Origin of the sequence: Cellulophaga sp. RHA_52 (assembly GCF_007827205.1) — a bacterium.
Taxonomy (GTDB): Bacteria; Bacteroidota; Bacteroidia; order Flavobacteriales; family Flavobacteriaceae; genus Cellulophaga; species Cellulophaga lytica.
Genome location: NZ_VIRZ01000001.1, coordinates 2,309,305 through 2,332,858 on the forward strand (window position 1 = coordinate 2,309,305; position 23,554 = coordinate 2,332,858).

28 protein-coding genes are annotated in these 23,554 nt (G+C 31.0%); 14 read left to right on the forward strand and 14 right to left on the reverse strand.

What is annotated here, in order from left to right:
- Nucleotides 1–9: 9 nt before the first annotated feature.
- Entirely contained in the window at nt 10–654 is a 645-nt protein-coding gene (locus tag JM80_RS10160; RefSeq protein WP_144709968.1) for a GDSL-type esterase/lipase family protein, read from the reverse strand.
- Nucleotides 655–930: 276 nt separating this feature from the next.
- Between JM80_RS10160 and JM80_RS10165 the strand changes: the two genes are divergently transcribed.
- From JM80_RS10165 to JM80_RS10190, 6 genes are all read left to right on the forward strand, one after another.
- Nucleotides 931–2,220 (forward strand): DEAD/DEAH box helicase, encoded by a 1,290-nt coding sequence (locus JM80_RS10165; RefSeq protein WP_144709970.1) that lies wholly within the window; start codon nt 931–933, stop codon nt 2,218–2,220.
- A gap of 5 nt (nt 2,221–2,225) precedes the next feature.
- Nucleotides 2,226–2,453 (forward strand): VF530 family DNA-binding protein, encoded by a 228-nt coding sequence (locus JM80_RS10170; protein ID WP_034647089.1) that lies wholly within the window; start codon nt 2,226–2,228, stop codon nt 2,451–2,453.
- Nucleotides 2,454–2,549: 96 nt separating this feature from the next.
- Complete coding sequence (gene mazG / locus JM80_RS10175) at nt 2,550–3,326, forward strand: nucleoside triphosphate pyrophosphohydrolase (protein ID WP_144709972.1); 777 nt, start codon at nt 2,550–2,552, stop codon at nt 3,324–3,326.
- A gap of 54 nt (nt 3,327–3,380) precedes the next feature.
- Nucleotides 3,381–4,754: an MATE family efflux transporter gene (locus tag JM80_RS10180; RefSeq protein WP_013619643.1), complete on the forward strand. Its 1,374-nt coding sequence runs from the start codon at nt 3,381–3,383 to the stop codon at nt 4,752–4,754.
- 2 nt (nt 4,755–4,756) lie between these two features.
- Nucleotides 4,757–4,984: a hypothetical protein gene (locus JM80_RS10185; RefSeq protein ID WP_013619642.1), complete on the forward strand. Its 228-nt coding sequence runs from the start codon at nt 4,757–4,759 to the stop codon at nt 4,982–4,984.
- A 9-nt stretch (nt 4,985–4,993) separates the two neighbouring features.
- The gene (locus JM80_RS10190; protein ID WP_013619641.1) at nt 4,994–5,563 is read left to right on the forward strand and encodes a phosphatase PAP2 family protein; all 570 of its coding nucleotides are present in this window, start codon (nt 4,994–4,996) and stop codon (nt 5,561–5,563) included.
- Here JM80_RS10190 and JM80_RS10195 read toward each other — a convergent pair whose 3' ends face one another.
- The 4 genes from JM80_RS10195 to JM80_RS10210 all read right to left on the reverse strand — a co-directional run bounded on the left by JM80_RS10195 (nt 5,564) and on the right by JM80_RS10210 (nt 8,648).
- Nucleotides 5,564–6,226, reverse strand: coding sequence for a hypothetical protein (locus tag JM80_RS10195; protein WP_089119083.1), 663 nt, complete (start codon nt 6,224–6,226; stop codon nt 5,564–5,566).
- Between the two features lie 69 nt (nt 6,227–6,295).
- A complete protein-coding gene (locus JM80_RS10200) occupies nt 6,296–7,024 on the reverse strand; it encodes a glycosyltransferase (protein WP_144709974.1) in 729 nt (242 codons plus the stop codon).
- Between the two features lie 23 nt (nt 7,025–7,047).
- A complete protein-coding gene (gene meaB / locus JM80_RS10205) occupies nt 7,048–8,085 on the reverse strand; it encodes a methylmalonyl Co-A mutase-associated GTPase MeaB (protein WP_013619638.1) in 1,038 nt (345 codons plus the stop codon).
- Nucleotides 8,086–8,087: 2 nt separating this feature from the next.
- Nucleotides 8,088–8,648, reverse strand: a complete 561-nt coding sequence (locus JM80_RS10210; RefSeq protein WP_034647091.1) for a DUF2911 domain-containing protein — start codon at nt 8,646–8,648, stop codon at nt 8,088–8,090.
- 220 nt (nt 8,649–8,868) lie between these two features.
- Between JM80_RS10210 and JM80_RS10215 the strand changes: the two genes are divergently transcribed.
- The 3 genes from JM80_RS10215 to JM80_RS10225 are packed head-to-tail and all read left to right on the forward strand — an operon-like array spanning nt 8,869 to nt 11,348.
- Nucleotides 8,869–9,411 (forward strand): RNA polymerase sigma factor, encoded by a 543-nt coding sequence (locus JM80_RS10215; protein WP_034647093.1) that lies wholly within the window; start codon nt 8,869–8,871, stop codon nt 9,409–9,411.
- Complete coding sequence (locus JM80_RS10220; protein ID WP_144709976.1) at nt 9,395–9,976, forward strand: hypothetical protein; 582 nt, start codon at nt 9,395–9,397, stop codon at nt 9,974–9,976. The genes JM80_RS10215 and JM80_RS10220 overlap by 17 nt, the downstream gene beginning before the upstream one ends.
- Nucleotides 9,957–11,348 carry a hypothetical protein gene (locus JM80_RS10225; RefSeq protein ID WP_144709978.1) on the forward strand — a complete coding sequence of 464 codons (1,392 nt, stop codon included), beginning with the start codon at nt 9,957–9,959 and terminating at the stop codon, nt 11,346–11,348. Before JM80_RS10220 ends, JM80_RS10225 begins: the two co-directional genes overlap by 20 nt.
- A 9-nt stretch (nt 11,349–11,357) precedes the next feature.
- On the opposite strand, the gene msrA is transcribed toward JM80_RS10225, so the two are convergent.
- Entirely contained in the window at nt 11,358–12,035 is a 678-nt protein-coding gene (msrA, locus tag JM80_RS10230; protein WP_038507143.1) for a peptide-methionine (S)-S-oxide reductase MsrA, read from the reverse strand.
- Nucleotides 12,036–12,122: 87 nt separating this feature from the next.
- Here msrA and JM80_RS10235 point away from each other — a divergent pair, with 87 nt between their 5' ends.
- The 5 genes from JM80_RS10235 (at nt 12,123) to JM80_RS10255 (ending at nt 14,650) form a co-directional block, all read left to right on the forward strand.
- On the forward strand, nt 12,123–12,803 hold the full coding sequence (locus tag JM80_RS10235; protein WP_144709980.1) for a peptidoglycan DD-metalloendopeptidase family protein: 681 nt from the start codon (nt 12,123–12,125) through the stop codon (nt 12,801–12,803).
- Nucleotides 12,804–12,990: 187 nt separating this feature from the next.
- Nucleotides 12,991–13,227 (forward strand): hypothetical protein, encoded by a 237-nt coding sequence (locus JM80_RS10240; protein ID WP_013619631.1) that lies wholly within the window; start codon nt 12,991–12,993, stop codon nt 13,225–13,227.
- Between the two features lie 243 nt (nt 13,228–13,470).
- Entirely contained in the window at nt 13,471–13,707 is a 237-nt protein-coding gene (locus JM80_RS10245; RefSeq protein WP_013619630.1) for a hypothetical protein, read from the forward strand.
- 237 nt (nt 13,708–13,944) lie between these two features.
- Nucleotides 13,945–14,181, forward strand: coding sequence for a hypothetical protein (locus tag JM80_RS10250; protein WP_013619629.1), 237 nt, complete (start codon nt 13,945–13,947; stop codon nt 14,179–14,181).
- A 226-nt stretch (nt 14,182–14,407) separates the two neighbouring features.
- On the forward strand, nt 14,408–14,650 hold the full coding sequence (locus JM80_RS10255) for a hypothetical protein (protein WP_034647105.1): 243 nt from the start codon (nt 14,408–14,410) through the stop codon (nt 14,648–14,650).
- Nucleotides 14,651–14,854: 204 nt separating this feature from the next.
- Here the strand turns inward: JM80_RS10255 and secA are convergent, their stop codons facing one another.
- The 8 genes from secA to JM80_RS10290 all read right to left on the reverse strand — a co-directional run bounded on the left by secA (nt 14,855) and on the right by JM80_RS10290 (nt 23,428).
- Complete coding sequence (gene secA, locus JM80_RS10260; RefSeq protein WP_034645204.1) at nt 14,855–18,217, reverse strand: preprotein translocase subunit SecA; 3,363 nt, start codon at nt 18,215–18,217, stop codon at nt 14,855–14,857.
- Nucleotides 18,218–18,418: 201 nt separating this feature from the next.
- Entirely contained in the window at nt 18,419–18,643 is a 225-nt protein-coding gene (locus JM80_RS10265; protein ID WP_013551418.1) for a DUF2795 domain-containing protein, read from the reverse strand.
- 134 nt (nt 18,644–18,777) lie between these two features.
- Nucleotides 18,778–19,353 (reverse strand): cob(I)yrinic acid a,c-diamide adenosyltransferase, encoded by a 576-nt coding sequence (locus JM80_RS10270; protein ID WP_034645205.1) that lies wholly within the window; start codon nt 19,351–19,353, stop codon nt 18,778–18,780.
- Between the two features lie 3 nt (nt 19,354–19,356).
- The gene (locus JM80_RS10275; RefSeq protein ID WP_075694153.1) at nt 19,357–19,707 is read right to left on the reverse strand and encodes an SdpI family protein; all 351 of its coding nucleotides are present in this window, start codon (nt 19,705–19,707) and stop codon (nt 19,357–19,359) included.
- Nucleotides 19,708–19,712: 5 nt separating this feature from the next.
- The gene (locus JM80_RS16590; RefSeq protein ID WP_013619623.1) at nt 19,713–19,844 is read right to left on the reverse strand and encodes a hypothetical protein; all 132 of its coding nucleotides are present in this window, start codon (nt 19,842–19,844) and stop codon (nt 19,713–19,715) included.
- Nucleotides 19,845–19,875: 31 nt separating this feature from the next.
- The gene (locus tag JM80_RS10280; protein ID WP_089119090.1) at nt 19,876–20,349 is read right to left on the reverse strand and encodes a hypothetical protein; all 474 of its coding nucleotides are present in this window, start codon (nt 20,347–20,349) and stop codon (nt 19,876–19,878) included.
- Nucleotides 20,350–20,361: 12 nt separating this feature from the next.
- A complete protein-coding gene (locus JM80_RS10285) occupies nt 20,362–22,236 on the reverse strand; it encodes an ABC-F family ATP-binding cassette domain-containing protein (RefSeq protein WP_038507133.1) in 1,875 nt (624 codons plus the stop codon).
- A 13-nt stretch (nt 22,237–22,249) separates the two neighbouring features.
- Complete coding sequence (locus tag JM80_RS10290) at nt 22,250–23,428, reverse strand: DUF4105 domain-containing protein (RefSeq protein ID WP_144709982.1); 1,179 nt, start codon at nt 23,426–23,428, stop codon at nt 22,250–22,252.
- Nucleotides 23,429–23,554: the final 126 nt, after the last annotated feature.

Here is a 23,554-nt window from a genome sequence, read left to right on the forward strand (position 1 = left end):
TTAAATTGGTTAGTTAATATAGTTTGTAATTACATTTTGCCAAATTTGGTAGCCTTTGGCATTCATATGTAGGTTATCTGCTGTAAAAATATCTGTCTTTACCTTGTTACCATTGAGCATAGGTTTCCAGATATCTACATAACTAATATTTGGGTCTTTTTTAGCTATTCTCTTATATTTTCGGTTTAGCTTTTTGTAATTTCTTTTTAAGTGCCACCTTGCAATACTTGGTTTTACAGAAATTAGTACAATTTGTGTAGTTGTGTTTGCACTTTTTATTTTATTAATTATTTGTGTTAATTGTGATAGTATTAAACCACATTTTCTATTACCAGCAATATCATTATCACCTTCATAAATAAAAACTTGTTTAGGGTTGTAGGCCAATATTAAATCGTCTGTAAATAATAGTAAATCTTCTGTTGTAGAGCCACCAAAACCAGTGTTAATAATATTTTTATCCGGAAAATCTTCTTGTATAGTTTTCCAATATTTAACACTAGAGCTACCAGTAAAAACAATACTTGGTTGTTTGCTGTTACGTTTGTTATTGTATTTTTTTTGAAGCGTTTGTACTTCATTGTAAAAACGATGTGTTGTTTGGCTAAAGCCAAAAATTGAAGTAAGTAAAAATAAGGATAGTAAAATTCTCATATTTTCAAATATAATGTTAATATAACTTCTTTGTTTGTGTTACATATGTATTTTTCGACAGGTAACATACAATACCCGATACACGTATTTATATAAACTCTGCAATGTTTTTAGTAGTGTAAAAAGTGAATTAATAACAAGCTCTTTATTAATTAATTACAGTTTGGTTCTTAACATTTTCTAAAAGAAAGTATTAACCATAAAAATAGCATTACTTTTGCATTTAATTTTAAGAACAGACTTTAATAAAAAGTTATGGTTCATCAATACTAATTTATGACATTTAAAAACTTAGGTTTATCTAATAATCTATTAAAAGGAATAGACAAAAAGGGGTATACAACTCCGTCTCCAATACAAGAAAAAGCAATACCGCCTGTTTTAGAAGGTAAAGATGTTTTGGCATCTGCACAAACGGGCACAGGTAAAACAGCAGGTTTTACTTTACCATTATTACATTTATTATCAGAACAAAAAACGTTAAGACATAGGCCAGTACGCGCTTTAATATTAACGCCAACAAGAGAATTAGCAGCGCAAATATTTGCTAACGTAAAAGAATATAGTGAGTTTTTAGATTTACGCTCTGCGGTAATTTTTGGTGGAGTAAACCAAAAACCACAAATAGCAAATTTAAAAAGAGGAATGGATGTTTTGGTGGCAACACCTGGGCGTTTACTAGATCTTCATAACCAACGATTTTTATCATTAGATAAAGTAGAAATTTTTGTGTTGGATGAAGCAGACCGTATGTTAGATATGGGTTTTTTGCGTGATATAGAACGCGTAATGAAGTTAATACCAGCAAAAAGACAAAATTTAATGTTTTCAGCAACTTTTTCTAAAGACATTAAAAAGCTAGCTCACGGTATTTTAAATAATCCTGTACAGGTTGAAGCTACACCAGAAAATACAGCTGTAGAGGTAATTAAGCAAAAAGTTTACAGAGTAGCCAAAGGTAAAAAAACGGGCTTAATTATTAAGTTAATATCAGACGGCAATTGGCAACAAGTATTAGTGTTTACAAGAACAAAACACGGAGCAAATAACTTGTGTAAAAAAATGAGCTCAAAAGGTATTTCTGCAGCGGCTATACACGGTAACAAAAGTCAGGGTGCACGTACAAAAGCATTAGACGGATTTAAAAAAGGAACACTACGTGTGTTAGTAGCTACAGATATTGCTGCACGTGGTTTAGATATTCCTTTACTGCCACACGTAATTAATTATGAAATTCCAAATATATCTGAGGACTATGTACACCGTATAGGTAGAACAGGTAGGGCAGGTGCAAGTGGTGAGGCAGTATCTTTAGTTAGTGCAGATGAAACCACATATTTAAAAGATATTCAAAAATTAATAGGAATGCAAATTCCTGTAGAAATTGTAGAAGGTTTTGAGCCAGATCCTAATGCATCTACAAAACCAATTAAACAAGGACAACGTAATAATCGTTCTAGGAGTTCTAGCAGCAAGCCTAAAGGCGGAGCATCTAAAAACAATACTAGCAATAACCGTAGACCTAAACGTAATAATGACCGCAGGTCTAACAATAAACGCAATTAATAATAATGCAAAAGTCTAATGATCCTTTACACGGTGTAAAACTAGCAACTATTATAGATGAGCTGGTAGACTTTTATGGCTGGGAATATATGGGTAATACAGTTAATATACGCTGTTTTACCCATAGGCCAACAGTAAAATCTAGTCTTCATTTTTTACGCAGAACACCTTGGGCACGTACCAAAGTAGAGCAAATGTATTTACAGTTATTACAAGAAAAAGCAAAACAATAAGCAGGTGTTGCTTTTTGTTATTTAAAGCAAATTACTCTTGTTTTTTGTGCTTTTTAAAACGATAGTCTTTGTACTTTTACCAAAACTTTTTTTAGGATGAATTCTAGAAGTACACAATTAAAAGCTATAGATAGATTGCTTACCATAATGGAAGAATTGCGAGAGCAATGCCCTTGGGATAAAAAGCAAACCTTACAAACCTTACGCCACTTAACCATAGAAGAAACCTATGAGTTAGGTGATGCTATTTTAGACAATAATTTAGAAGAAGTTAAAAAAGAATTAGGAGATTTACTTTTACATATCGTTTTTTATGCTAAAATTGGTAGTGAAACTGATGATTTTGATATAGCTGATGTTGCAAATGAAATTTGTGAAAAACTAATACATCGTCATCCTCATATTTATGGAGATGTTAAGGTAGAAGATGAAGAAGAGGTTAAGCGTAACTGGGAAAAACTAAAACTAAAAGAAGGAAAAAAAAGTGTTTTAGAGGGTGTTCCTAAAAGTTTGCCTGCATTAGTAAAAGCAAGTAGAATACAAGATAAAGTTGCCGGCGTAGGATTTGATTGGGAAGAGCCACAACAGGTATTTGAAAAAGTGCAGGAAGAACTAGCAGAGTTGCAAGAAGAAGTAAATGATGCTAACCAAGACAAAATAGAAGCAGAATTTGGGGATGTTTTGTTTTCTATGATTAATTACGCACGCTTTTTAAAGGTTAATCCAGAAGATGCTTTAGAGCGTACCAATAAAAAGTTTATAAAAAGGTTTCAGTATTTAGAAACTAAGGCAAAAGAAATGGGTAAATCTTTGCAAGATATGACACTTGCAGAAATGGATGTTTTCTGGAATCAAGCAAAAAAAGAAAACTAATACTACAGTAAGACCTATAATTATTTTAATTTCATTTTTTAAAGCATTCAAAAATTGAAACAATACACAAAAGAATTTAAATACAACTTAAAGCTAGCATTCCCAGTTATATTAGGCTTATTAGGGCACACATTTGTTGGTTTTGCAGATAATATTATGGTTGGGCAACTAGGTACAGCAGAGTTAGCAGCTGTATCTTTAGGTAATAGTTTTGTATTTATTGCAATGTCTTTAGGAATTGGTTTCTCTACAGCAATAACACCATTGGTAGCAGAGGCAGATGGCGCTAATAATGTAAAGGATGCTAAAAACGCACTAAAACACGGACTGTTGCTATGTACCGTTTTAGGCTTGTTTTTATTTGGAGTTATACTTTTAGGTAAACCATTAATGTATTTAATGAAACAACCGCCAGAGGTTGTAGAACTCGCTATTCCTTATTTAGATTTGGTAGCTTTTTCATTAGTGCCATTAGTGATTTTTCAAGCGTTTAAACAATTTTCAGATGGCTTATCGCAAACAAAATACCCTATGTATGTTACTTTAATTGGTAATGCTATAAACATACTATTAAACTACTTACTAATTTTTGGAAACTTTGGTTTTCCTGAACTAGGTATTATAGGAGCAGCCATTGGTACATTGGTATCTAGAATTTCTATGGTTGTTTTAATATGGGTAATGCTAAAACAAACTAAAAAGTTTCATAAATACGTTACGGGTTTCAATTTTAAAAAAATAGAAAACCAAATACTAAACAAAATTATGAAAATTGGTTTTCCTTCTGCATTGCAAATGTTTTTTGAAGTTGCCATATTTACAGCAGCTATATGGATAAGTGGTGTACTTGGTAAAAATCCACAGGCAGCAAACCAAATAGCATTAAACCTGTCTAGTATGACGTTTATGGTTGGTATGGGACTAGGAGTAGCTGCAATGGTACGTGTAGGTAACCAAAAAGGTTTAGGTAATTTTAAAGATTTGCGCAGAATGGCACAATCTATATTTTTGCTTACATTTTTATTAGAAGTTGTTTTTGCAACTTTATTCTTAATTTTTAGACATTGGTTGCCAACAGTGTATTTAGATGTTAATGATACAGCAAACATAGTAGATAATACAGAGGTTATTTTAATAGCAGCTCAATTACTATTAGTTGCAGCCTTTTTTCAAATTTCAGACGGACTGCAGGTTGTAGTGCTTGGTGCTTTACGTGGTTTGCAAGATGTTGCTATACCAACACTAATTACATTTATAGCCTATTGGTTAATAGGTTTTCCTATATGCTTTTATCTAGGTCTATATACTCCTTTAAAAAGTACAGGAATTTGGATTGGCTTATTGGCTGGCTTAACTGCATCTGCTTTTTTATTGTACATTAGATTTAACATACTAACAAAAAAATTAATACTTAATACAGAAGAATAATTATGGATTTTCCAAAGTTTTTATTGGGCGATAACACTGATTACCCAACAGCTATATTTATAATACATACAGATTACCCTAGGTTTATAATTAATTTAGAAGATGATGAGGTAGAGTGGTTAGAAGATTTTACAAAAGAAGATGAAGCAGAATTAACTGAAGAAGCAGAAAAGTTAATTGCTGAAGCTACTGCTTTTTATGATAGAGAAATTTCTCGTTACGAAGAATAAATTACAATTATGCTTGAAGAATTAATACAATACGATACTAATTTTTTTTTATACCTAAATAATTTAGGAACTAGCACTTGGGATGGTTTTTGGATGTTTGTTACCAATAAAAAAAGCTCTATACCATTGTATGCTGTGTTGTTATTTTTTACGTACAAGCAAGTTGGATTAAAAAAAACATTTTTAATATTAGTATCTGTAGGTATTTTAATAGGAGCTACAGACCAATTGGCTAATTTTTTTAAATATGGTATTGCGCGTTTAAGGCCTTGTCATAACCCAGACTTAGATGGTTTGGTACGTTTGGTAAAAAGTTCCTGTGGAGGTAAATACGGCTACTTTTCTGCACATGCAGCAAATTCTTTTGCTGTTGCAGTATTTTTTGGAAATGTACTTAAAGATAAATTTAAATACATAAAAGTACTGCTACTTACTTGGGCAGCATTTGTTGCCTACAGCAGAATATACATTGGTGTGCATTATACATTAGATGTAGCTACAGGTATTGTAATTGGTAGTTTTTTAGGTTTTGTTTTTTACAAACTGATGCAGCTAATGGCTGCAAAGTTAAAGCTATAATTAACTTTCTTTTTTAAATATAGAATTATTTAGCGGAGCTAAAAATATTAAAATAAATATAGCACCAAAAACTAGTTCGTAAACTTCCCAAGTTCTACCAGCTGGGTTGCTAACAACTAATGCTGTTGCAGTTAAAAAGGCAATGGTATGGTGCCATTTTACCATAGGAACAGCAAACGTATTTACCAGTTTTTTAAACCACTCTTTTTTTCTGTAAAGAATAGGGGACACAATTAAATACATAACCATTACAACCATAAGTAATTGACTAAATATTAGTTTGTTTACTTTGGTTTCTCCTACAACCATATTGTGTAAGTTGGTTTCTCCTTGTGCGTTATTCTCTATAAAAAACTCACTAGATTCTACACCAAGAATACGTTGGCCCCATGATACTTCTTCACCTGCTCCAAATAAAAACAAAATAGCAAAAAGTAATGTTCCTATTTTCCAGGTTATAGATTTTCCTTTAGATATTGTAATTAACCTGTATAAACAAATTAAACTAATAATAAACAGCATTAATGCAGTACCGTATTCTACAAGTCCGTCTTCTTGTGCATAATATGTGTCAAAAAATTCTTTGTCTGTTAGTCCAAAATACAAACCAATACTACATATTAAAAATAAGACTGCGTAAACTACTTTATCTATTGTTTTCATTTTATATTTTTTGCTAATAATCAAAGGTAATAATTGCCAATAAAAGGTGTGTTATACTTTGGTAAGATTTTAACTTTTATGTTTAGTTGCTTTTTTTGTAACGCTATAACTAATGTATTTATGCTTCATCCATAAATAGGCAAAACAATCTGCTAATGGGCCCAAAGACCTGTTCCAGAATCCAAATTTTGTTTTACCAGCAATTCTAGGAAAATGTTGTACCGGAATTTGTTTTACTTTTCCGTTTTGTAATAATATCATTGCGGGTAAAAATCTATGTAAACCATTAAAAAGTGGTATTTTTTTAGCGTAAGCGGTTTTAATAACTTTTAATGGGCAACCAGTATCTTCTACACCATCATTGGTAAAAAAACGTCTTATTTTGTTGGCTAGGCTAGATGACAATTTTTTAAAACCAGAATCTTTCCTGTTTGTTCTAATACCAGTAACTAAGTCGTATTCTGGTATATAATCTAAAAGTAAATTAAAATCTAACGGGCTTGTTTGTAAGTCTGCATCAATGTAACCAACAAGTTCTGTTGTCACCAAATCAAATCCTGCTTTAATAGCAGCTGTTAAACCGTAATTTTTATCAAACTGTACAAAAGAAAAATGAGTGTTGTTAGCACATATTTGCTCTAGTAATGCTTGACTATTATCTGTAGAGCCATCATTTATAAATAAGACAGTTGTTTTTTTTAGAGCAACATTTAAGTAATTGTTAAGCTCTTTATCTAATCTAGCAATATTGTCTTCTTCATTGTAAATAGGTACAATTATAGTAAACTCGTGCGTCATAATATACAAACTAGCGGTTGGTATTACTTACTGTGTAGGTTTAATAATTTGTCTGCAGCAGTAAAAGGTGATGTTTTATTGTTTATAACAGCATCTATAGCAACTTGTAATTCTGCCTTTACACTTTTATTACTGTAAAACTGTTGTTTTAATTGGTCTTCAATGGTTTGTAATAGCCAATATTTATTTTGCTCTTGTCTTTTTTGTATAAAAAAGTTGTTTTTGGTGTTAATAGCAACATAGTTTGTTATTGTTTCCCAAACATCTGTAATACCAATATCTTCTAGAGCAGAACAAGCTAGCACTTTTGGTACCCAGCCATTATCTTGTGTTTTTAATAAATGCAGAGCACGTGTAAACTCTACTCTTGCTTTTTTAGCACGTTGTACATTATCTCCGTCAGATTTATTAATTACTATGGCATCTGCCATTTCCATAATACCACGCTTAATACCTTGTAGCTCGTCACCAGCACCTGCCAATTTTAATAAAAGAAAAAAGTCTACCATACTATGTACAGCAGTTTCACTTTGTCCTACACCAACGGTTTCAATTAAAATAACATTATAGCCGGCAGCTTCACAAAGTACAATGGTTTCTCTTGTTTTACGGGCAACACCACCTAAAGAGCTGCCAGACGGAGATGGTCTAATAAATGCATTTTCGTCTTTTACAAGTTCTTCCATTCGTGTTTTGTCACCCAAAATACTACCTTTTGTAACAGTACTTGTTGGGTCTACAGCTAAAACAGCAACTTTATTACCTTGGGCAGTAAGTTTTTTTCCAAAGCGTTCTATAAACGTACTTTTACCAACACCAGGTACACCAGTTATACCAATTCTAATACTGTTAGTTTTGTGTAGTAAACAACGCTCTATAATTTCATTAGCTTGTTTAGTGTGTGTACTGTTGGTGCTCTCTATAAGTGTAATAGCTCTACTTAAAGCTGTTTTATTACCGCTTAAAATACCATTGGTTAAGTTTTCTGTAGAGGGTAATTCTCTTCTAAATTTTTTAATTTTAGAAGCACTTTGGTTACTTATATTTTTATTTGTGTTCAATATTACTTGCTAATAGGTACGTTAACTTTGGTTTTATCCCAAGCTAAAGTTAAGTACGGTTGTTCTTTGTCTTCAAAGTTAATGGTAAATCTTTCTTTAACCGAATCTAATTTTGTTACAGGTACAGTTACTGTTACAATATCTTGTTTTGCATTTCTGGTAGTTTCTGCTCCACCGCTTAAAATTGTAACTCCCCAATCCGGAACTTCTTTATTAAAAATAATATCCCAACTGTCTTTATTTGGTTTAGACCAGATAGAATATGTGCCAGCAGGTAAGTTTTTACCATCTACTTTAATAGCAGAAGTGGTTTTAAAAGTAGTAGGTTCATTAGCGCCAGTTCTCCAAACTTTGTTATACGGTACAAGCGAACCAAAAATGGGTCTGTCTTTTTTAGAAGGGCTACAATAAACTACGTTTAAATTGTAACCGTCTTTATTATATGTTACAGTTGCTTCCGGACTAAATTTTTTAGTTTGGTCTTTCATCATTGGTAACCCAACAAAAATTGTAAGTAGTCCTAACACCACTACTGTAACAATCATCCATTGTATAACTTTCATATTGTGGTTGTTTTTTTAGGTTTTTCTCTAAGTTACTAAATCTTGCTTAATTAAGAACTGCTTAATTTGTACTTTAACCAGTATATTATATAAAGTGTAAAATTGCTTTAATTTAATAGGGATTGCTACAAAAAAACAAAAATAATTTATGTTTTTGCAACATCAGTAATTTTGTATCGTCTTTTAAATAACAAACTAAACCTAATACAAGAAAAAATTAATGTCTACTGCTGATATTATTAAAAAATGCAAAACAAATAACCGTAAAGCACAAATGCAGCTTTATAAGCAATACTGTAATGGTATGTATTGTGTGGCTATGCGTTTTTTAAAAAATGAAGACGATGCAGAAGATGTAGTGCAAGAGGCATTTATTAATGCTTTTGAAAAAATACACCAGTATAGAGGAGAAGTAACCTTTGGTGCTTGGCTTAAAAAAATTGTAGTACACAAATGTTTAGATTTTATAAAAGTTAAAAAAGATAAATATGTAGCCTTAACAGAAACTAGTTTAAGAGTGGTAGAAGATGATGATTGGTTGGTAGAAGATACGGTAACTCTGCAGCAAATAAAGTTTGCAATAGCTCAGCTACCAAGCAAATACCAATGTGTGGTACAATTATATTTAATTGAAGGATATGACCACTCAGAAACATCTGGAATATTAGATATTACAGAGTCTGCCTGTAGAACACGCTTGTTAAGAGGTAAAGGCTTGTTAAAAGAACTTTTAAAAGAGAAAAGATATGGGACAGGATCTTAGAGAAATATTTAAGAGAGAAAGAGCAAAGCAAAAGCACAACTTAAAAGATGGGCATATGGCTAGGTTTGAAGATAAACTTAACCAAACTATGCCTGCTACACCAAAATATACTGCAAAATTTAGGTATAAAGTAGCTGCTAGTGTACTATTAATGCTAAGTATATCTTTGCTTATTTATGTTGCAAAAACCAAGAACACTCCTGTGCAACCAACTATTGTAGATGCAGAAAAGGTAACCAAAAGCAAAGATGGGATAACCCTAGGGGCATTATCTCCTGATTTAAAAAAAATAGAAGATTATTATAAAGTAAATATAAATTTAGAGTTGGCACAGTTGCAAGTGTCTAACGATAATAAAACATTGGTAGATAGTTATATGGAGCGCTTAGCGGAGTTGCATAAAGAATACCAAGAACTTAATACAGAGTTAAACACCATTGGGCCTAATGATCAATTAATTTCTGCTTTAATTAACAATTTGCAATTGCGTTTGCAGTTGCTACAAAAACTAAGAAAAAAGTTAAACGAATTAAAAAGCACCCAAAATGAAACAATTAATGTATAAGAGTATGGCAGTTTTAGCACTGTTGATAAATGTAGGTTTGTACGCTCAAAAACAAACAAAAAAAATTAAAGAAGTTTTTAATGTAGATAAAAACGCCGTTTTAGATTTAGATACCAACAATGCAGATATTGAGTTTGATACCTGGAACAAGAACGTAATACAAATAGAAGCTACAATAGAGGTTGAAGGAATGACTGCAGATGAAGCAGAAAAGTATTTTATTCGTAATAAAATGGATATCCTAGGAAACTCTAGTAAAGTAAGTGTATCTACCGGAGGTAACAAATTTTTTAGTAAAACAACCAGCTTTGCAAATGCATATCCAGTACATTTTAATACCTCTAATTTTCCTGCTAGAGTATCTTTTGATATGGATACTATTAGGATGGACTCTATAGTTGTAGATTTTGATTTAAAAGACGTAAAATTTGCAGACTTTGATTATGAAGAATATCAAAAAGGAGGTAAAGAGTATATACAAAAGTGGCAAAAAGAGTTTCAAAAAGATATGGGAGCTAAAAACGAAGCTGAAATAAAAAAATGGGTAGCAGAAGTTAAAAAAAAGGCAGAGATTACTCAGAAACAAGCAAAAATTATAAGAGAGAAGCATAAGGAGATTGCTGAAAAACATAAGCTAATAGCAGAAAAGGTAAAAGCTAAAGTTTTAAAAGCACAGCAAAACGGAGATGTATTTTATATGGACTCCAATGAGTTTTATACTAGTCCAAATACATTTTACATTTCTAAAGGTGGTGATACTAAAAGCTTAAAAGTTAAAAAAACTATTAAGATTAAAATGCCTAAATCTGCAACCATAAAAATGGATGTACGCCACGGTAAAGTAAAACTAGCTGAGAATACTACAAATATAAACGCAAACTTGTCTTATGCAAGTTTGCTAGCTACAACAATAAATGGAGATAAGACGTATGTAAATGCGTCTTATTCTCCTGTATATGTTAGTAATTGGAACGTAGGACAACTAAAAACTAGTTATGCTAAAGCTATAGATTTAAAAACAGTTAATGAACTTACTTTAAGTGCTGTTTCATCAAACATTACAATTAATGAGTTGTTAAAGTCAGCTTTTATTACAAACGATTTTGGTGATGTAGAAATAAACTCAGTTTCTTCAAGTTTTGAGGATCTAGATGTAACCATAACTAATGGTAATTTAAATGCATCCTTACCAAAATCATCTTATTCAATATATGTAAAGGGCAAGTCATCTAAAGTAGCTTTGCCTGTAGGTTTATCAGTAAATAAGTCTGTAAATCAGAATATAATAGTACACAAAGGATTTAATGCATCTAATAACACAAATAAATCTGTTAATATAAATGCATCTTACAGTGATGTTGTTTTAAAATGAAGCCAATCTTTAATGAGAGTCTTTTTTTAATAACTCTGGAAATTTACTTTTAAACCTATTTAGCCTAGGTATAGACACATTTTTAATGTACGGGTTGTTAGGATGTTTTTTTTCGTAATCTTGGTGGTAGTCTTCTGCCTTGTAAAAAGTTGTAAATGGAGTTATTTCTGTTACAATTTTAGAGCTAAATACTTTTTCTTTAGTAAGCTTAGCTACATAGTCTGTTATAATTTTTTGTTCTTGCTTGTTTTTGTAAAAAGCAATAGATCTATATTGTGTGCCTTTATCTGGTCCTTGGCGGTTTAATGTTGTTGGGTCTTGAGATCCAAAAAAAACTTTAACTAAGGTAGCATAACTAACCTGTTTTGGGTTGTAGTAAACAACAACAGCTTCTGCGTGTGTGCTATTACCACTACCTACTTGCTCGTAAGTAGGATTTTTTTCTTTACCTCCTGCATAGCCAGATATTACTTCCTTAACACCTTTAACACTCTCAAAAACAGCTTCTACACACCAAAAGCAACCACTTGCAAAATAGGCAGTTTCATAAGAGCTTAAATCCTGAATAACTGTTTTAGTCTCTGCTTTAGCTTCTGTACTAGTTTCTTTTTTTGTATTGTTTTTAGATGAACAACTTGTAGATATTAATATAGTGCTTAGTAATAATGCAACTTTAACTATTCTCATAAATTTTCTTTTTAATAAATTAGTGGGCTACTTTTAAATATACTTACAAGGGTACATCTATTTTAAAAATACATTAACATTTTATTTATGCAAAATACAGCAAATTTTTTGCAATCTGTAACTGCAGGTTTTACTTCTATTATAAATACCACTAATTTAAAAGACAGTTATATTCCTGTGGACTTATCTACCGGTAATAAAGAGTTAGATAAGGTAGATATTACCAGGGCAAATGAATGTGAAGCGTATATTAAGCAGCAATTAGAACTTAAAAAAGGAACAGTTGCTTTTGGTGGGTATTTAGAAAAAAGAAATCTATATGCTAATAATGAAAACTTTGCTAAACAAAGTAGTGATGTACGTAATATACATTTGGGTGTAGATTTTTGGGCAGATGCTGGTGCAGAAGTTATAGTGCCTGTAAATGGAGTAGTGCATAGTTTTAAAAATAATAATGTATTTGGAGATTACGGACCTACAATAATATTAGAACACACAATATATAAACAAACATTTTTTACTTTATACGGACACTTGTCTGTTTCTTCATTAAACAATATATATATTGGTAAAGAGATTGTACAGGGTACTGTTTTGGCAACTTTAGGTACTGCTGAGGTCAATGTAGGTTATGCACCACATTTACATTTTCAGCTTATAATGGATATAAAAGACTTTAAGGGAGATTATCCAGGAGTTTGTACCAAAAAAGATTTAGCTTATTATGCGCAAAATTGTCCTAATCCAAACTTGCTGTTAAAAATATAAATGTCTTTATTTAAGATTAAGTGCACTTAATTTCGATTAGCGGATTTTAGCTTAATTTCAGTCATCGAAGATTTTTTACACTTTATCATAAATTTTGTCAAACACCTAAAAATAAGGGTGTTTAAGCGATTTAGATTTAGTAGCCCTTAGCTTGATAGTAATTTTACAGTATCAAAACTAAGTTACTATGAAAGCAATTATCACTTTATTATTCATTATTACAGTAGGCGTTACAGCACAGGCACAAGAAGCTAAAGTTACTCCTGTTTTAAAAATGGAAACTACAGAGGTAAAAGCTACAGTAGTGAAAAAAGAAGCTGTACAACAAGAAACTAAAGTTGCACGTTTATATAAGTTTAAAAACTCTAAAATTAAAAAAGCATTATCTTTTTCTACAAAACGTGGAAAGTCTAAAATTGCTTAATTCAATTACGTTACTCTTATTTTTTATTATTCATTTATTTTTTTTAGGTTGATATATAGTATATTTATCGATAAAATGCATAAAATACCGTTAATTGGTTTTACGGTGTATTTATAGGATTTACGGTGAACGTTACCAGTATTTACTTTATAACCACTCGTCTATAGTTAAGAGATACTCATCTGTAAATGTTAATTTTGGGTGTATGTGGTAAGTAGCTTTGTAAAACAAAGCAAAAATATTATGAAAGCTATTATCACTTTATTATTCGTTATTACATTAGGATTAACTGCACAAGCACAAGAAGCTAAAACTACAGCTGTATTAAATATAGAAACTACAGAAGCTAAAATTACAGAAATTAAAAAAGACGTTGTTAAAGAAAAAGTTGAGGTTGCACGTTTATACAAGTTTAAAAATTCTAAAATTAAAAAAGCATTAACTTTTGTTATTAAAAAGGCTAAGACAAAAGTGGCGTAATAAGCGTAGACTATATTTTTGTTTTTATATCTCCTTATTTATTTTTTTCTTTCTGCACAATATCAGTTGTAATACACTTAATTTCGATTAGCTGATTTTAGCTTAATTTCAGTCATCGAAGATTTTTCACACTTTATCATAAATTTTGTCAAACACCTAAAAATAAGGGTGTTTAAGCGATTTAGATTTCTGTAACTTTAAGTTGGTAGTAATTTTACATCAACAAACAAAGTTACTATGAAAGCAATTATCACTTTATTATTCATTATTACAGTAGGCGTTACAGCACAGGCACAAGAAGCTAAAGTTACTCCTGTTTTAAAAATGGAAACTACAGAGATAAAAGCTGCAGTAGTAAAAAAAGAAGCTGTACAACAAGAAACTAAAGTTGCACGTTTGTATAAGTTTAAAAACTCTAAAGTTAAAAAAGCATTATCTTTTTCTACAAAGCGTAGCAAGTCTAAAATTGCTTAATGTAAAGTAATTTATAACTGATTGTTAAATAGTGTTTTAGTTTTTATTAAATCGTTAAAGTGTATCTTTTTTAAGATAAAGTGCTTGTAAAGGTAAATACTATTATTTTTTAATAGGTAGTTCATCTAAGTTATTGCAAGTCAACGATAAAAAAGTGTTTTTAAACGAGTATGAAAAAACTTGGAATGATAAGCGTTGTAATTTTATAGGAAACAAAAACCTATTTATGAAAACTTTAGTTACCTTATCTTTAATTTTATGTGTTGGTTTATCTGTACAAGCACAAAAAACTAAAAAGTTGCCTATAAAAAAAGTTGAAGTAGAGAAAATAGCTTCAATTGTAAAAGGGTCTACAGTTTTAAATAATACAAAACAGAATAGCGTTGCACGTTTGTATTTAATTAAAAATGCAAATATTATTAAAGCGTTATCTTTTGAGACAAAAGCAAATAAAGCAAAATTAGTTTAATTATGATATATATAACTTTAATTACAATAGCAGCTATTACAATTGGTTTGTTATTTAATAATAAACCAAAAGTGCGTGCAATTAAAGTTCCTGTACGTAACAAAAGCATAAAAAAGTAACTAACAACAATTGCAGTTATAACTGCGTATAAATAAAAAAGCAGCTCTTTTAAGAGCTGCTTTTTTTATGTTTAATAGTACTGGTTTATTCTTCAACCAGTACCCATTCACCTCTTGCTAATAAAGGCTCTGCTTGTTTAAACTTAACAACTTTAGATTCGCCATTCATTACATTTTTAATTGTAACTCTGTCATTTCTACCAATTTTTGGTCTTTCTCTAGTAATTGTTTCTGTTACTTGTGGTCTATTACCTTGTGTTTGACTTGCAGCTCTGTTTTGTGCAGCTAACTCATCACTGTTAGGTATTTCTTCTTTTGTAGTCTGTAAGTTTGCTTGTGGCCTTCTTACGGTTCTTGCTTCCTGTATGTCTGATGTGTCACCAGTTGGTAACTCTGCTTTAAACAAGAATGATACTACATCTTTATTTACTGTATCTACCATAGACTTAAAAAGTTCAAAAGCTTCAAACTTGTAAATTAATAGCGGATCTTTTTGTTCATGAACAGCTAATTGTACAGATTGTTTTAGCTCATCCATTTTACGTAAATGGGTTTTCCAAGCATCATCTACAATGGCAAGTGTAATGTTCTTTTCAAAATCGTTAACCAATTGTTTACCGTTACTTTCGTAAGCCTCTTTAAGGTTGGTAACTATTTTAAGTGCTTTAATACCGTCTGTAAAAGGAACCTCTATACGTTCAAAATTATTAGCAGCATCTTCATATACGTTCTTAATTACCGGAAATGCAGTAGCGGCGTTACGCTCCATTTTATTTTGGTAATGCTCGTATACTACTTTATAAGTTTTGCTAGCAATATCTTGAGTAGACATTTTTGCAAACTCATCTTCAGTAATAGGAGCTGTAACAGAGAAATACTTAATTAATTCAAACTCAAAGTTTTTATAATCGCTAGCAGCTTTATTACCTTCTGCAATAGACTCGCAGGTATCATAAATCATATTAGCAATATCTAATTTTAAACGCTCTCCTTGTAATGCATGACGTCTTCTTTTGTAAATTACCTCTCTTTGGGCATTCATAACATCATCATACTCTAATAAACGTTTACGTACTCCAAAGTTGTTTTCTTCAACTTTTTTCTGTGCACGTTCTATAGATTTTGTCATCATTGAGTGCTGAATAACTTCGCCTTCTTCTAAGCCCATTTTATCCATCATTTTAGCAACTCTATCAGAACCAAATAAACGCATAAGGTTATCTTCTAAAGAAACATAAAATTGAGAACTTCCTGGATCTCCTTGACGACCAGCTCTACCACGTAACTGCCTATCTACACGTCTAGAATCGTGACGCTCTGTACCAATAATTGCCAAACCACCAGCATTTTTAACGTCTGTAGATAATTTAATATCGGTGCCACGACCTGCCATATTGGTTGCAATAGTTACAATACCAGCATTACCTGCTTGTGCAACTACATCTGCTTCTTTCTTATGTAACTTAGCGTTAAGTACATTGTGTGGTACTTTACGTATGGTTAACATTCTAGATAACAATTCTGATATTTCTACAGAAGTTGTACCAATAAGTACCGGTCTGCCAGAGTTAGATAGTTGTGTAACTTCCTCTATAATGGCATTGTATTTTTCTCTTTTTGTTTTGTAAATTAAATCGTTTCTATCGTCACGAGCAATTGGTCTGTTAGTTGGTATTTCCATAACATCTAACTTGTAAATTTCCCAAAATTCACCAGCTTCTGTAATGGCTGTACCAGTCATACCTGCAAGCTTGTTGTACATTCTAAAGTAGTTTTGTAATGTAACTGTAGCAAATGTTTGCGTCATTGCTTCAATTTTTACATTCTCTTTAGCTTCTATAGATTGGTGTAGACCATCTGAGTAACGACGACCGTCCATAATACGACCAGTTTGCTCATCTACAATCATTACTTTATTATCCATTACTACATACTCTACATCTTTTTCAAAAAGAGTGTAAGCTTTAAGTAATTGGTTCATTGTATGTATACGCTCACTTTTAATAGAGAAGTCTTTAAATAACTCTTCTTTAAGTTCAGCTTCTTTTTCTATATCTAGATTTTGGTTTTCTATCTGTGCAATTTCATAACCAATATCTGGCATTACAAAGAAATTACTGTCTACATCTCCAGAGATGTGTTTAATTCCTTTGTCTGTTAGCTCTATCTGATTGTTTTTTTCATCAATTACAAATAACAACTCTTCATCTACCGTAGGCATTTCACGGTTGTTGTCTTGCATGTAAAAGTTTTCAGTTTTTTGTAATAATTGCTTAATACCTTCTTCACTTAAAAACTTAATAAGAGCTTTGTTTTTAGGTAATCCACGGTATACACGCAGTAATAAAAAACCGCCTTCTTTTGTGTCACCTTCTTTTATTAATTTTTTAGCTTCTGCTAAAACACCAGTTAAGTATTGTTTTTGTAATTGTACAATGTCTGCAACTTTTGGTTTTAACTCGTTAAACTCGTGTCTGTCTCCTTCGGGTACAGGACCAGAAATAATTAATGGTGTACGTGCATCATCAACCAACACAGAATCTACTTCATCTACAATAGCAAAATTATGCGGACGCTGTACTAGGTCTGTTGGTTTATGAGCCATATTATCACGCAAATAATCAAAACCAAATTCATTATTTGTACCATAGGTTATGTCTGCGTTGTATGCAGTTCTACGGGCATCAGAATTAGGTTGGTGATAATCTATACAATCTATAGTAAATCCGTGAAACTGAAATATTGGTGCCATCCACGCGCTATCTCTTTTTGCCAGATAATCGTTAACGGTTACAAGGTGTACACCATTACCAGTAAGTGCATTTAGGTATACTGGTAATGTAGCAACTAAGGTTTTACCCTCACCAGTTTGCATTTCTGCAATTTTACCTTGGTGTAGTGCAATACCACCAATTAGCTGTACATCATAATGTACCATATCCCAAGTTACTTGCTTACCTGCAGCATCCCAAGAATTTTGCCATACGGCTTTGTCACCTTCTAAGCTAACATAATCTTTAATACCAGACAACTGCCTGTCATATTCTGTAGCAGTAACTGTAAGTGTAGTGTTATTTGTAAAACGTTTAGCAGTTTCTTTAACAACAGCAAAAGCTTCTGGTAAAAGATCTGAAAGTGATTTTTCTAACGTTTTATATACTTCTTCTTGTAAACGATCTATTTCTGAGTAAAGATCTTCGTTCTTATCTATATCTGTAGAAGACTCTACTTCAATTTTAAGAGCTTCTATTTGTTCATTTAACTCTTTTGTGTCTGCCTTTAATTTTTCTTTAAACTCTACTGTTTTTGCCCTTAGCTCATCTAGACTAATAGCTTCTAAACTTTGTTCAAAGGCTTTAATTTTATCAACTATTGGCTGTAATTGCTTGACGTCTTTTTTGGCTTTATCACCAACAAAGGCCTTTAGCACGGAATTAATGAAACTCATATGTATTATAATTTATAAAGTCTGTGGTTTACAAAGTAAACACATTCAACTATTTAGATTAATGTTCCGTATAAAATGCGGAATGTAATTTGTTACGCAAAAGGTATTCCAGTTTTAAAAAAGCATAAAATAGCCAACTGCGTCTGCCAAAATTACATAAAAAAAAAGCCTCCAAGGAGACTTTTTTGTGTAATTCTTTATTTAATATTCATCCTCATTCCAGAGGTAATCTTCTTCTGTAGGATAGTCAGGCCATATCTCCTCAATAGACTCGTAGATTTCTCCACCTTCTTCTTCCATAGATTGTAAATTTTCTACAACTTCTAATGGTGCACCAGTTCTTATGGCGTAATCTATTAATTCATCTTTGGTCGCTGGCCAAGGCGCATCACTTAAATAAGATGCTAGTTCTAATGTCCAATACATGGTAATAGTTAATTTTAATTTTTTGCAAAAATAAATTTTTAAACAAGAAAAGCAAGTTTTTTTGTAGTTTTTTAATTTATTTTTTTAAAATTGTTGATATTCAATATGTTGATAACGTTAAAATAATGTAAATATTAGTCTTTCTTCTCAGGAATCCACTTTATTTCGTTTGCATCTAGGTCTTTGCTTAGTTTTCTAGAGAGTACAAATAAGTAGTCGGACAATCTATTGATAAATGACAAAACATTTGCTTCAAAAGGTTCGTTCTCGTTTAAATGAGATGCTAAACGTTCTGCTCTACGGCAAACAGTACGTGCAATATGACAGTATGACACGGTTGTGTGTCCGCCAGGTAAAATAAAATGTGTCATCTGTGGTAAAGATTCATTCATTTTATCCATTTCTTGCTCTAATAGTTCAATATCTGCGTTGCTAATTTTTTCAATATTTAGCCTTTCTTTTCCGTTTTTAAGTACCATTTTTTCTGGATCTGTAGCCAAAACAGCACCAACGGTAAATAATTTATCTTGTATTGTAGCTATAATATCTTTGTAGTGGTTATTAATTTTTTGGTCTCTTATAAGTCCCATCCAAGAGTTTAGTTCATCTACAGTACCGTAAGATTCTATACGTAAATGATGTTTGGGAACTCTAGTGCCGCCAAATAGGGCAGTAGTTCCTTTATCTCCTGTTTTTGTATATATTTTCATATGTTATTCTTCTTTGAATTTTGAGTCTATAGCTTTTTCTACTTTTAACACTAAAGTAATAATACTTGTAAGCAATAGCGCTATACTAATAACAACTGCAATTTCTTTTTTAGGTTGATATAGAATACTAAATAGAGATGATAATGCAAGTAAAAAACCAATTTTTATTAATTGTATTGATGAATATTTTTGCGCAAAATTCCACCTGTCTTGGTTTAACATAGCTTTGCTAGTTCTGTAACCATATAGGTTATTTATTTTTTTAGGAGGAAATTTAAGCTGAAAAAGTCCAACGATTATAAATAAGCTGCCAGAGCCAAGAGGAATGTGAAATAATGGGTTGCTAAAATCCAAATTGCTTACTCTTTACGTTTGTAATTACTCATAAATTTACGAGATTTTCTTTCCTTGCTTTTCTTTTTATTTCTAAAATTAACCACAAGAAAAATAATTAATACAATTCCGCAAACAATAAAAGTAGTGTAGTCCATTTTCAATTTTTATAAATTTAAAAATACAGAATTATAATCTTATTTTAAAATGCTCTTTAGCTTGTTCTTTTCTAAAAAATACAGCAGCACCATAAAAAACATCTACTGTAACAGTTACTTTGTTTAGTAATTTTATTTGCTCCCAAACTTGCTCTGTTTGTTTGTTTTTATAAATATTATGTATAAAAACCATAGTATTATTATGGTAGTTAATGCTATTAAAAACAGCTAAATCTGGAGTGTTTAAATACCCAAAGTCTACATTAGTATTGGTATAATTTATGTTGTTTTTTATATGTTTTTTTAATTCTTTATTTGTTGTAAAAGCAGTTTTTACATTAAAATAAGAAATACTTTTTAGTATAACGTTAAAACCTTTATTACGGTGTAGCTTCTCTTTTTTATACAAACACTTAGTAACGTAATTGTATATAAAAGGTGAGTGTACACCGTGTTGGTTAGTTGCTTTTAATAAAAAACGTAGATGCGCAAGTGTTTGAAACATAGTTAAGCAAAATTAACCTTCAACAATTGCAGAAAGCTCAAACCAGCGTTCTGTTTTTTTATCAATTTCATCTATAACAAGTTGTAGTTCTTTAGATAGCTTATCTATCTCATCACCACTAAGGCTAGCATCAGAAAATTTATTCTGTAGTGTAACCTTTTTTTCTTCTAACTTTTTTATTTTATTTTCTATGTTATTGTATTCTTTTTGCTCTTGAAAAGATAATTTATTTGTTTTGCCTTCTGTTTTCCAAGATTTTTTTTCTGTTTTAGCTTCTTTCTCTTTATTTTCTCTGCTTTCTAATACAGCACTGTCTTCATAAGACCTAAAATCTGAATAGTTTCCTGGGAAATCTTCAATAACAGCATTGCCTCTAAATACAAATAGGTGATCTACAATCTTATCCATAAAATACCTATCATGAGATACTACTAATAAACAACCTGGAAAATCCATTAAAAAACTTTCTAAAACATTTAAAGTAACAATGTCTAAGTCATTTGTAGGTTCATCTAGTATTAAAAAGTTAGGATTTTGTATTAATACAGTACATAAATATAACCTTTTGCGTTCACCACCACTTAGTTTTTCAACAAAGTCGTATTGTTTTTTTCTATCAAATAAAAAGCGTTCTAATAATTGCTGAGCAGATATTTGACGTCCTTTTTTAAGCGGAATATAATCTCCAAATTCTCTTATAACATCTATAACTTTTTGGCCTTCTTTTATTTTTATACCCTTTTGAGTATAATAACCAAATTTAATAGTTTCACCAACAATTACTTTTCCGCTATCTGGTTGGTCTGTGCCTGTAATTATATTTAAAAAAGTAGATTTACCAGTACCATTTTTACCAATAATACCAATACGCTCACCTTTTAAAAAGTTATACTCAAACTTATCTAAAATAGGTTTGTTTGGGTAGGCTTTAGAGATTTTTACAAGCTCCATAACCTTACTACCCATACGCTCCATATTAATCTCTAGCTCTATTGTATGTTCTTTTCTACGTTGGTGAGCCTTAGCTTTAATGTCGTTAAAATCATCTATTCTAGATTTAGATTTGGTAGTACGTGCCTTAGGTTGTTTGCGCATCCAACCTAGTTCTTTTTTGTATAATAATTTAGATTTATGGTGTTCTACTGCTTCCTGTGTTAAACGGGCTTCTTTTTTTTCTAAATAGTAAGAGTAATTGCCTTTGTATGGGTATAGCGTATTGTTATCTAACTCAATAATTTCATTACATACACGCTCTAAAAAATACCTATCATGTGTAACCATAAATAAGGTAATATTTTCCTTAGCAAAATATTCCTCTAACCACTCAATCATTTCTAGATCTAAATGGTTGGTTGGTTCATCTAAAATTAACAAGTCTGGCCTGTTTATAAGCGCATCAGCCATTGCTAAACGCTTTTTTTGTCCGCCAGAAAGTAAACCAACTTTTAAAGAAACATCATCTAATTTAAGTTTAGATAATATTTGTTTGTATTGAGTTTCAAAATCCCAAGCTTCAAACCTATCCATAGCATCAAAAGCAAGCTGATATTTTTCTGCATCTTCTGGGTTTGCAAGTGCTTTTTCATAATTTGCTATAACTTTTAAAACTTCATTGTCTGATGCAAAAATGGTTTCTTCAATAGTTAGATCTGGATCCATATTAGGCTCTTGCTCTAAAAATGAAACACGAGTTCCTTTTCTGTAATTTACTTGTCCACTATCCGGAGAATCTAGTCCAGATAATATATTTAAAATAGAGGTTTTTCCGCTTCCGTTTTTAGCTATTAAAGCAATTTTTTGATCTTTATTTACACCAAAAGAAATGTTTGAAAAGAGAGCGTGTTCTCCGTAAGATTTTGATATGTTTTCAACCGTAAGTAGGTTCATTTGTTTGTTTTAGTTATTTTGTTTTTTGCCATATAAATGCATATCTAATGGCAAGTGATAATAGTATTGGAATAAATGCTGGGTGAAATTTTTGAACACCTGTTAATTGTACAACTGGTACAACTAGTAATAATATAAGTGAAATTATGCTGTATATATGCAGTTTTGCTTTTTTATTTTGCTTGTTAAATAGCAAAAGTAACACAACTAAATTTACAGGCATTGCCCAAAGCAAGTTAAAGTTGTTTGCGGTTGCAGTATGGTCTGTAGCAAACCACAATAAGGTTAAAATTAAACCTATTAAGCCAGTTACAAAAAATAAAAACGCATCTATCCATTTAGACCATAATTGATTTTTGTAATCTGTGTAAGTAATAAAAGCTACAAACGCTAAAAGTAAAAACGACCAGAACATAGGAGTTCCTAAAAAATTAATACTATTTACTTTTTTATGTTCTTTTAAAATGGTTCTGTTAGATAGTACTAACGGAGCGTTTTTTATAGTACTGTTGTTTAATTGAGACCATACATAGTCTGGTAAAAATGTATGTTGTAAAATAGTGGCTTGTTTATCTATTTTAGAGCCTAAAGCTAAATCTATACCAAAACTAGACCAAGTGTTTGTCTTTAATTTTTGATCTAATAACTCTCTAAATGTAAAGTTTTTTTCTAAATGATCTTCGTTAAAAGTAATGTCTTTGCCAATAGAAATGTTTAAAACTTCAATAATTTTAGTAGCACAATTGTTGTATAAATAATCATACAAGTAATCTCTGTTTTCGGGCTTTACATTTTTTTCTAGGTAATTAAAAAGCTGTTGTTTTTGTTCAGTATTAAGATTTAAAACTTGCTCTTTTACCCATCTTTTTTCATATTGATACTCATACAAAAATCTAGAAAAATCTTGCTTATTTACTTTAAAAAGCAATTTTCCTTTCACAAAATTTAAATAAAAGTTGGGAGCGTTAAAATCAAAAATACCGTAATTATACACCTTATCAGTTCTTGTAACTGGGTCCCAAACCCTAATAGCGCTATGGCCAAAGGTAGAGTACAATTCATCTCCAGAGCCACATGTAAGTACACTAATTTGAGCATTGTTAGATATAGAACTGTTTTGTGAGTAAGCCAAGAATGCATTAGCTAATAACAGTATAAAAACGATAGCTTTAATGTAATTTTTCAAGTTCATTATTTTTTAGGAGTAACAAATATCGAACAAATTAGAAGAACTGCCGTATGCTTTTTAAAAAAGCAGCTTTTTAAATTGTTTTTTTTAAAGAAATACTATTTTTACCAAAGCAACTAATATTACTGT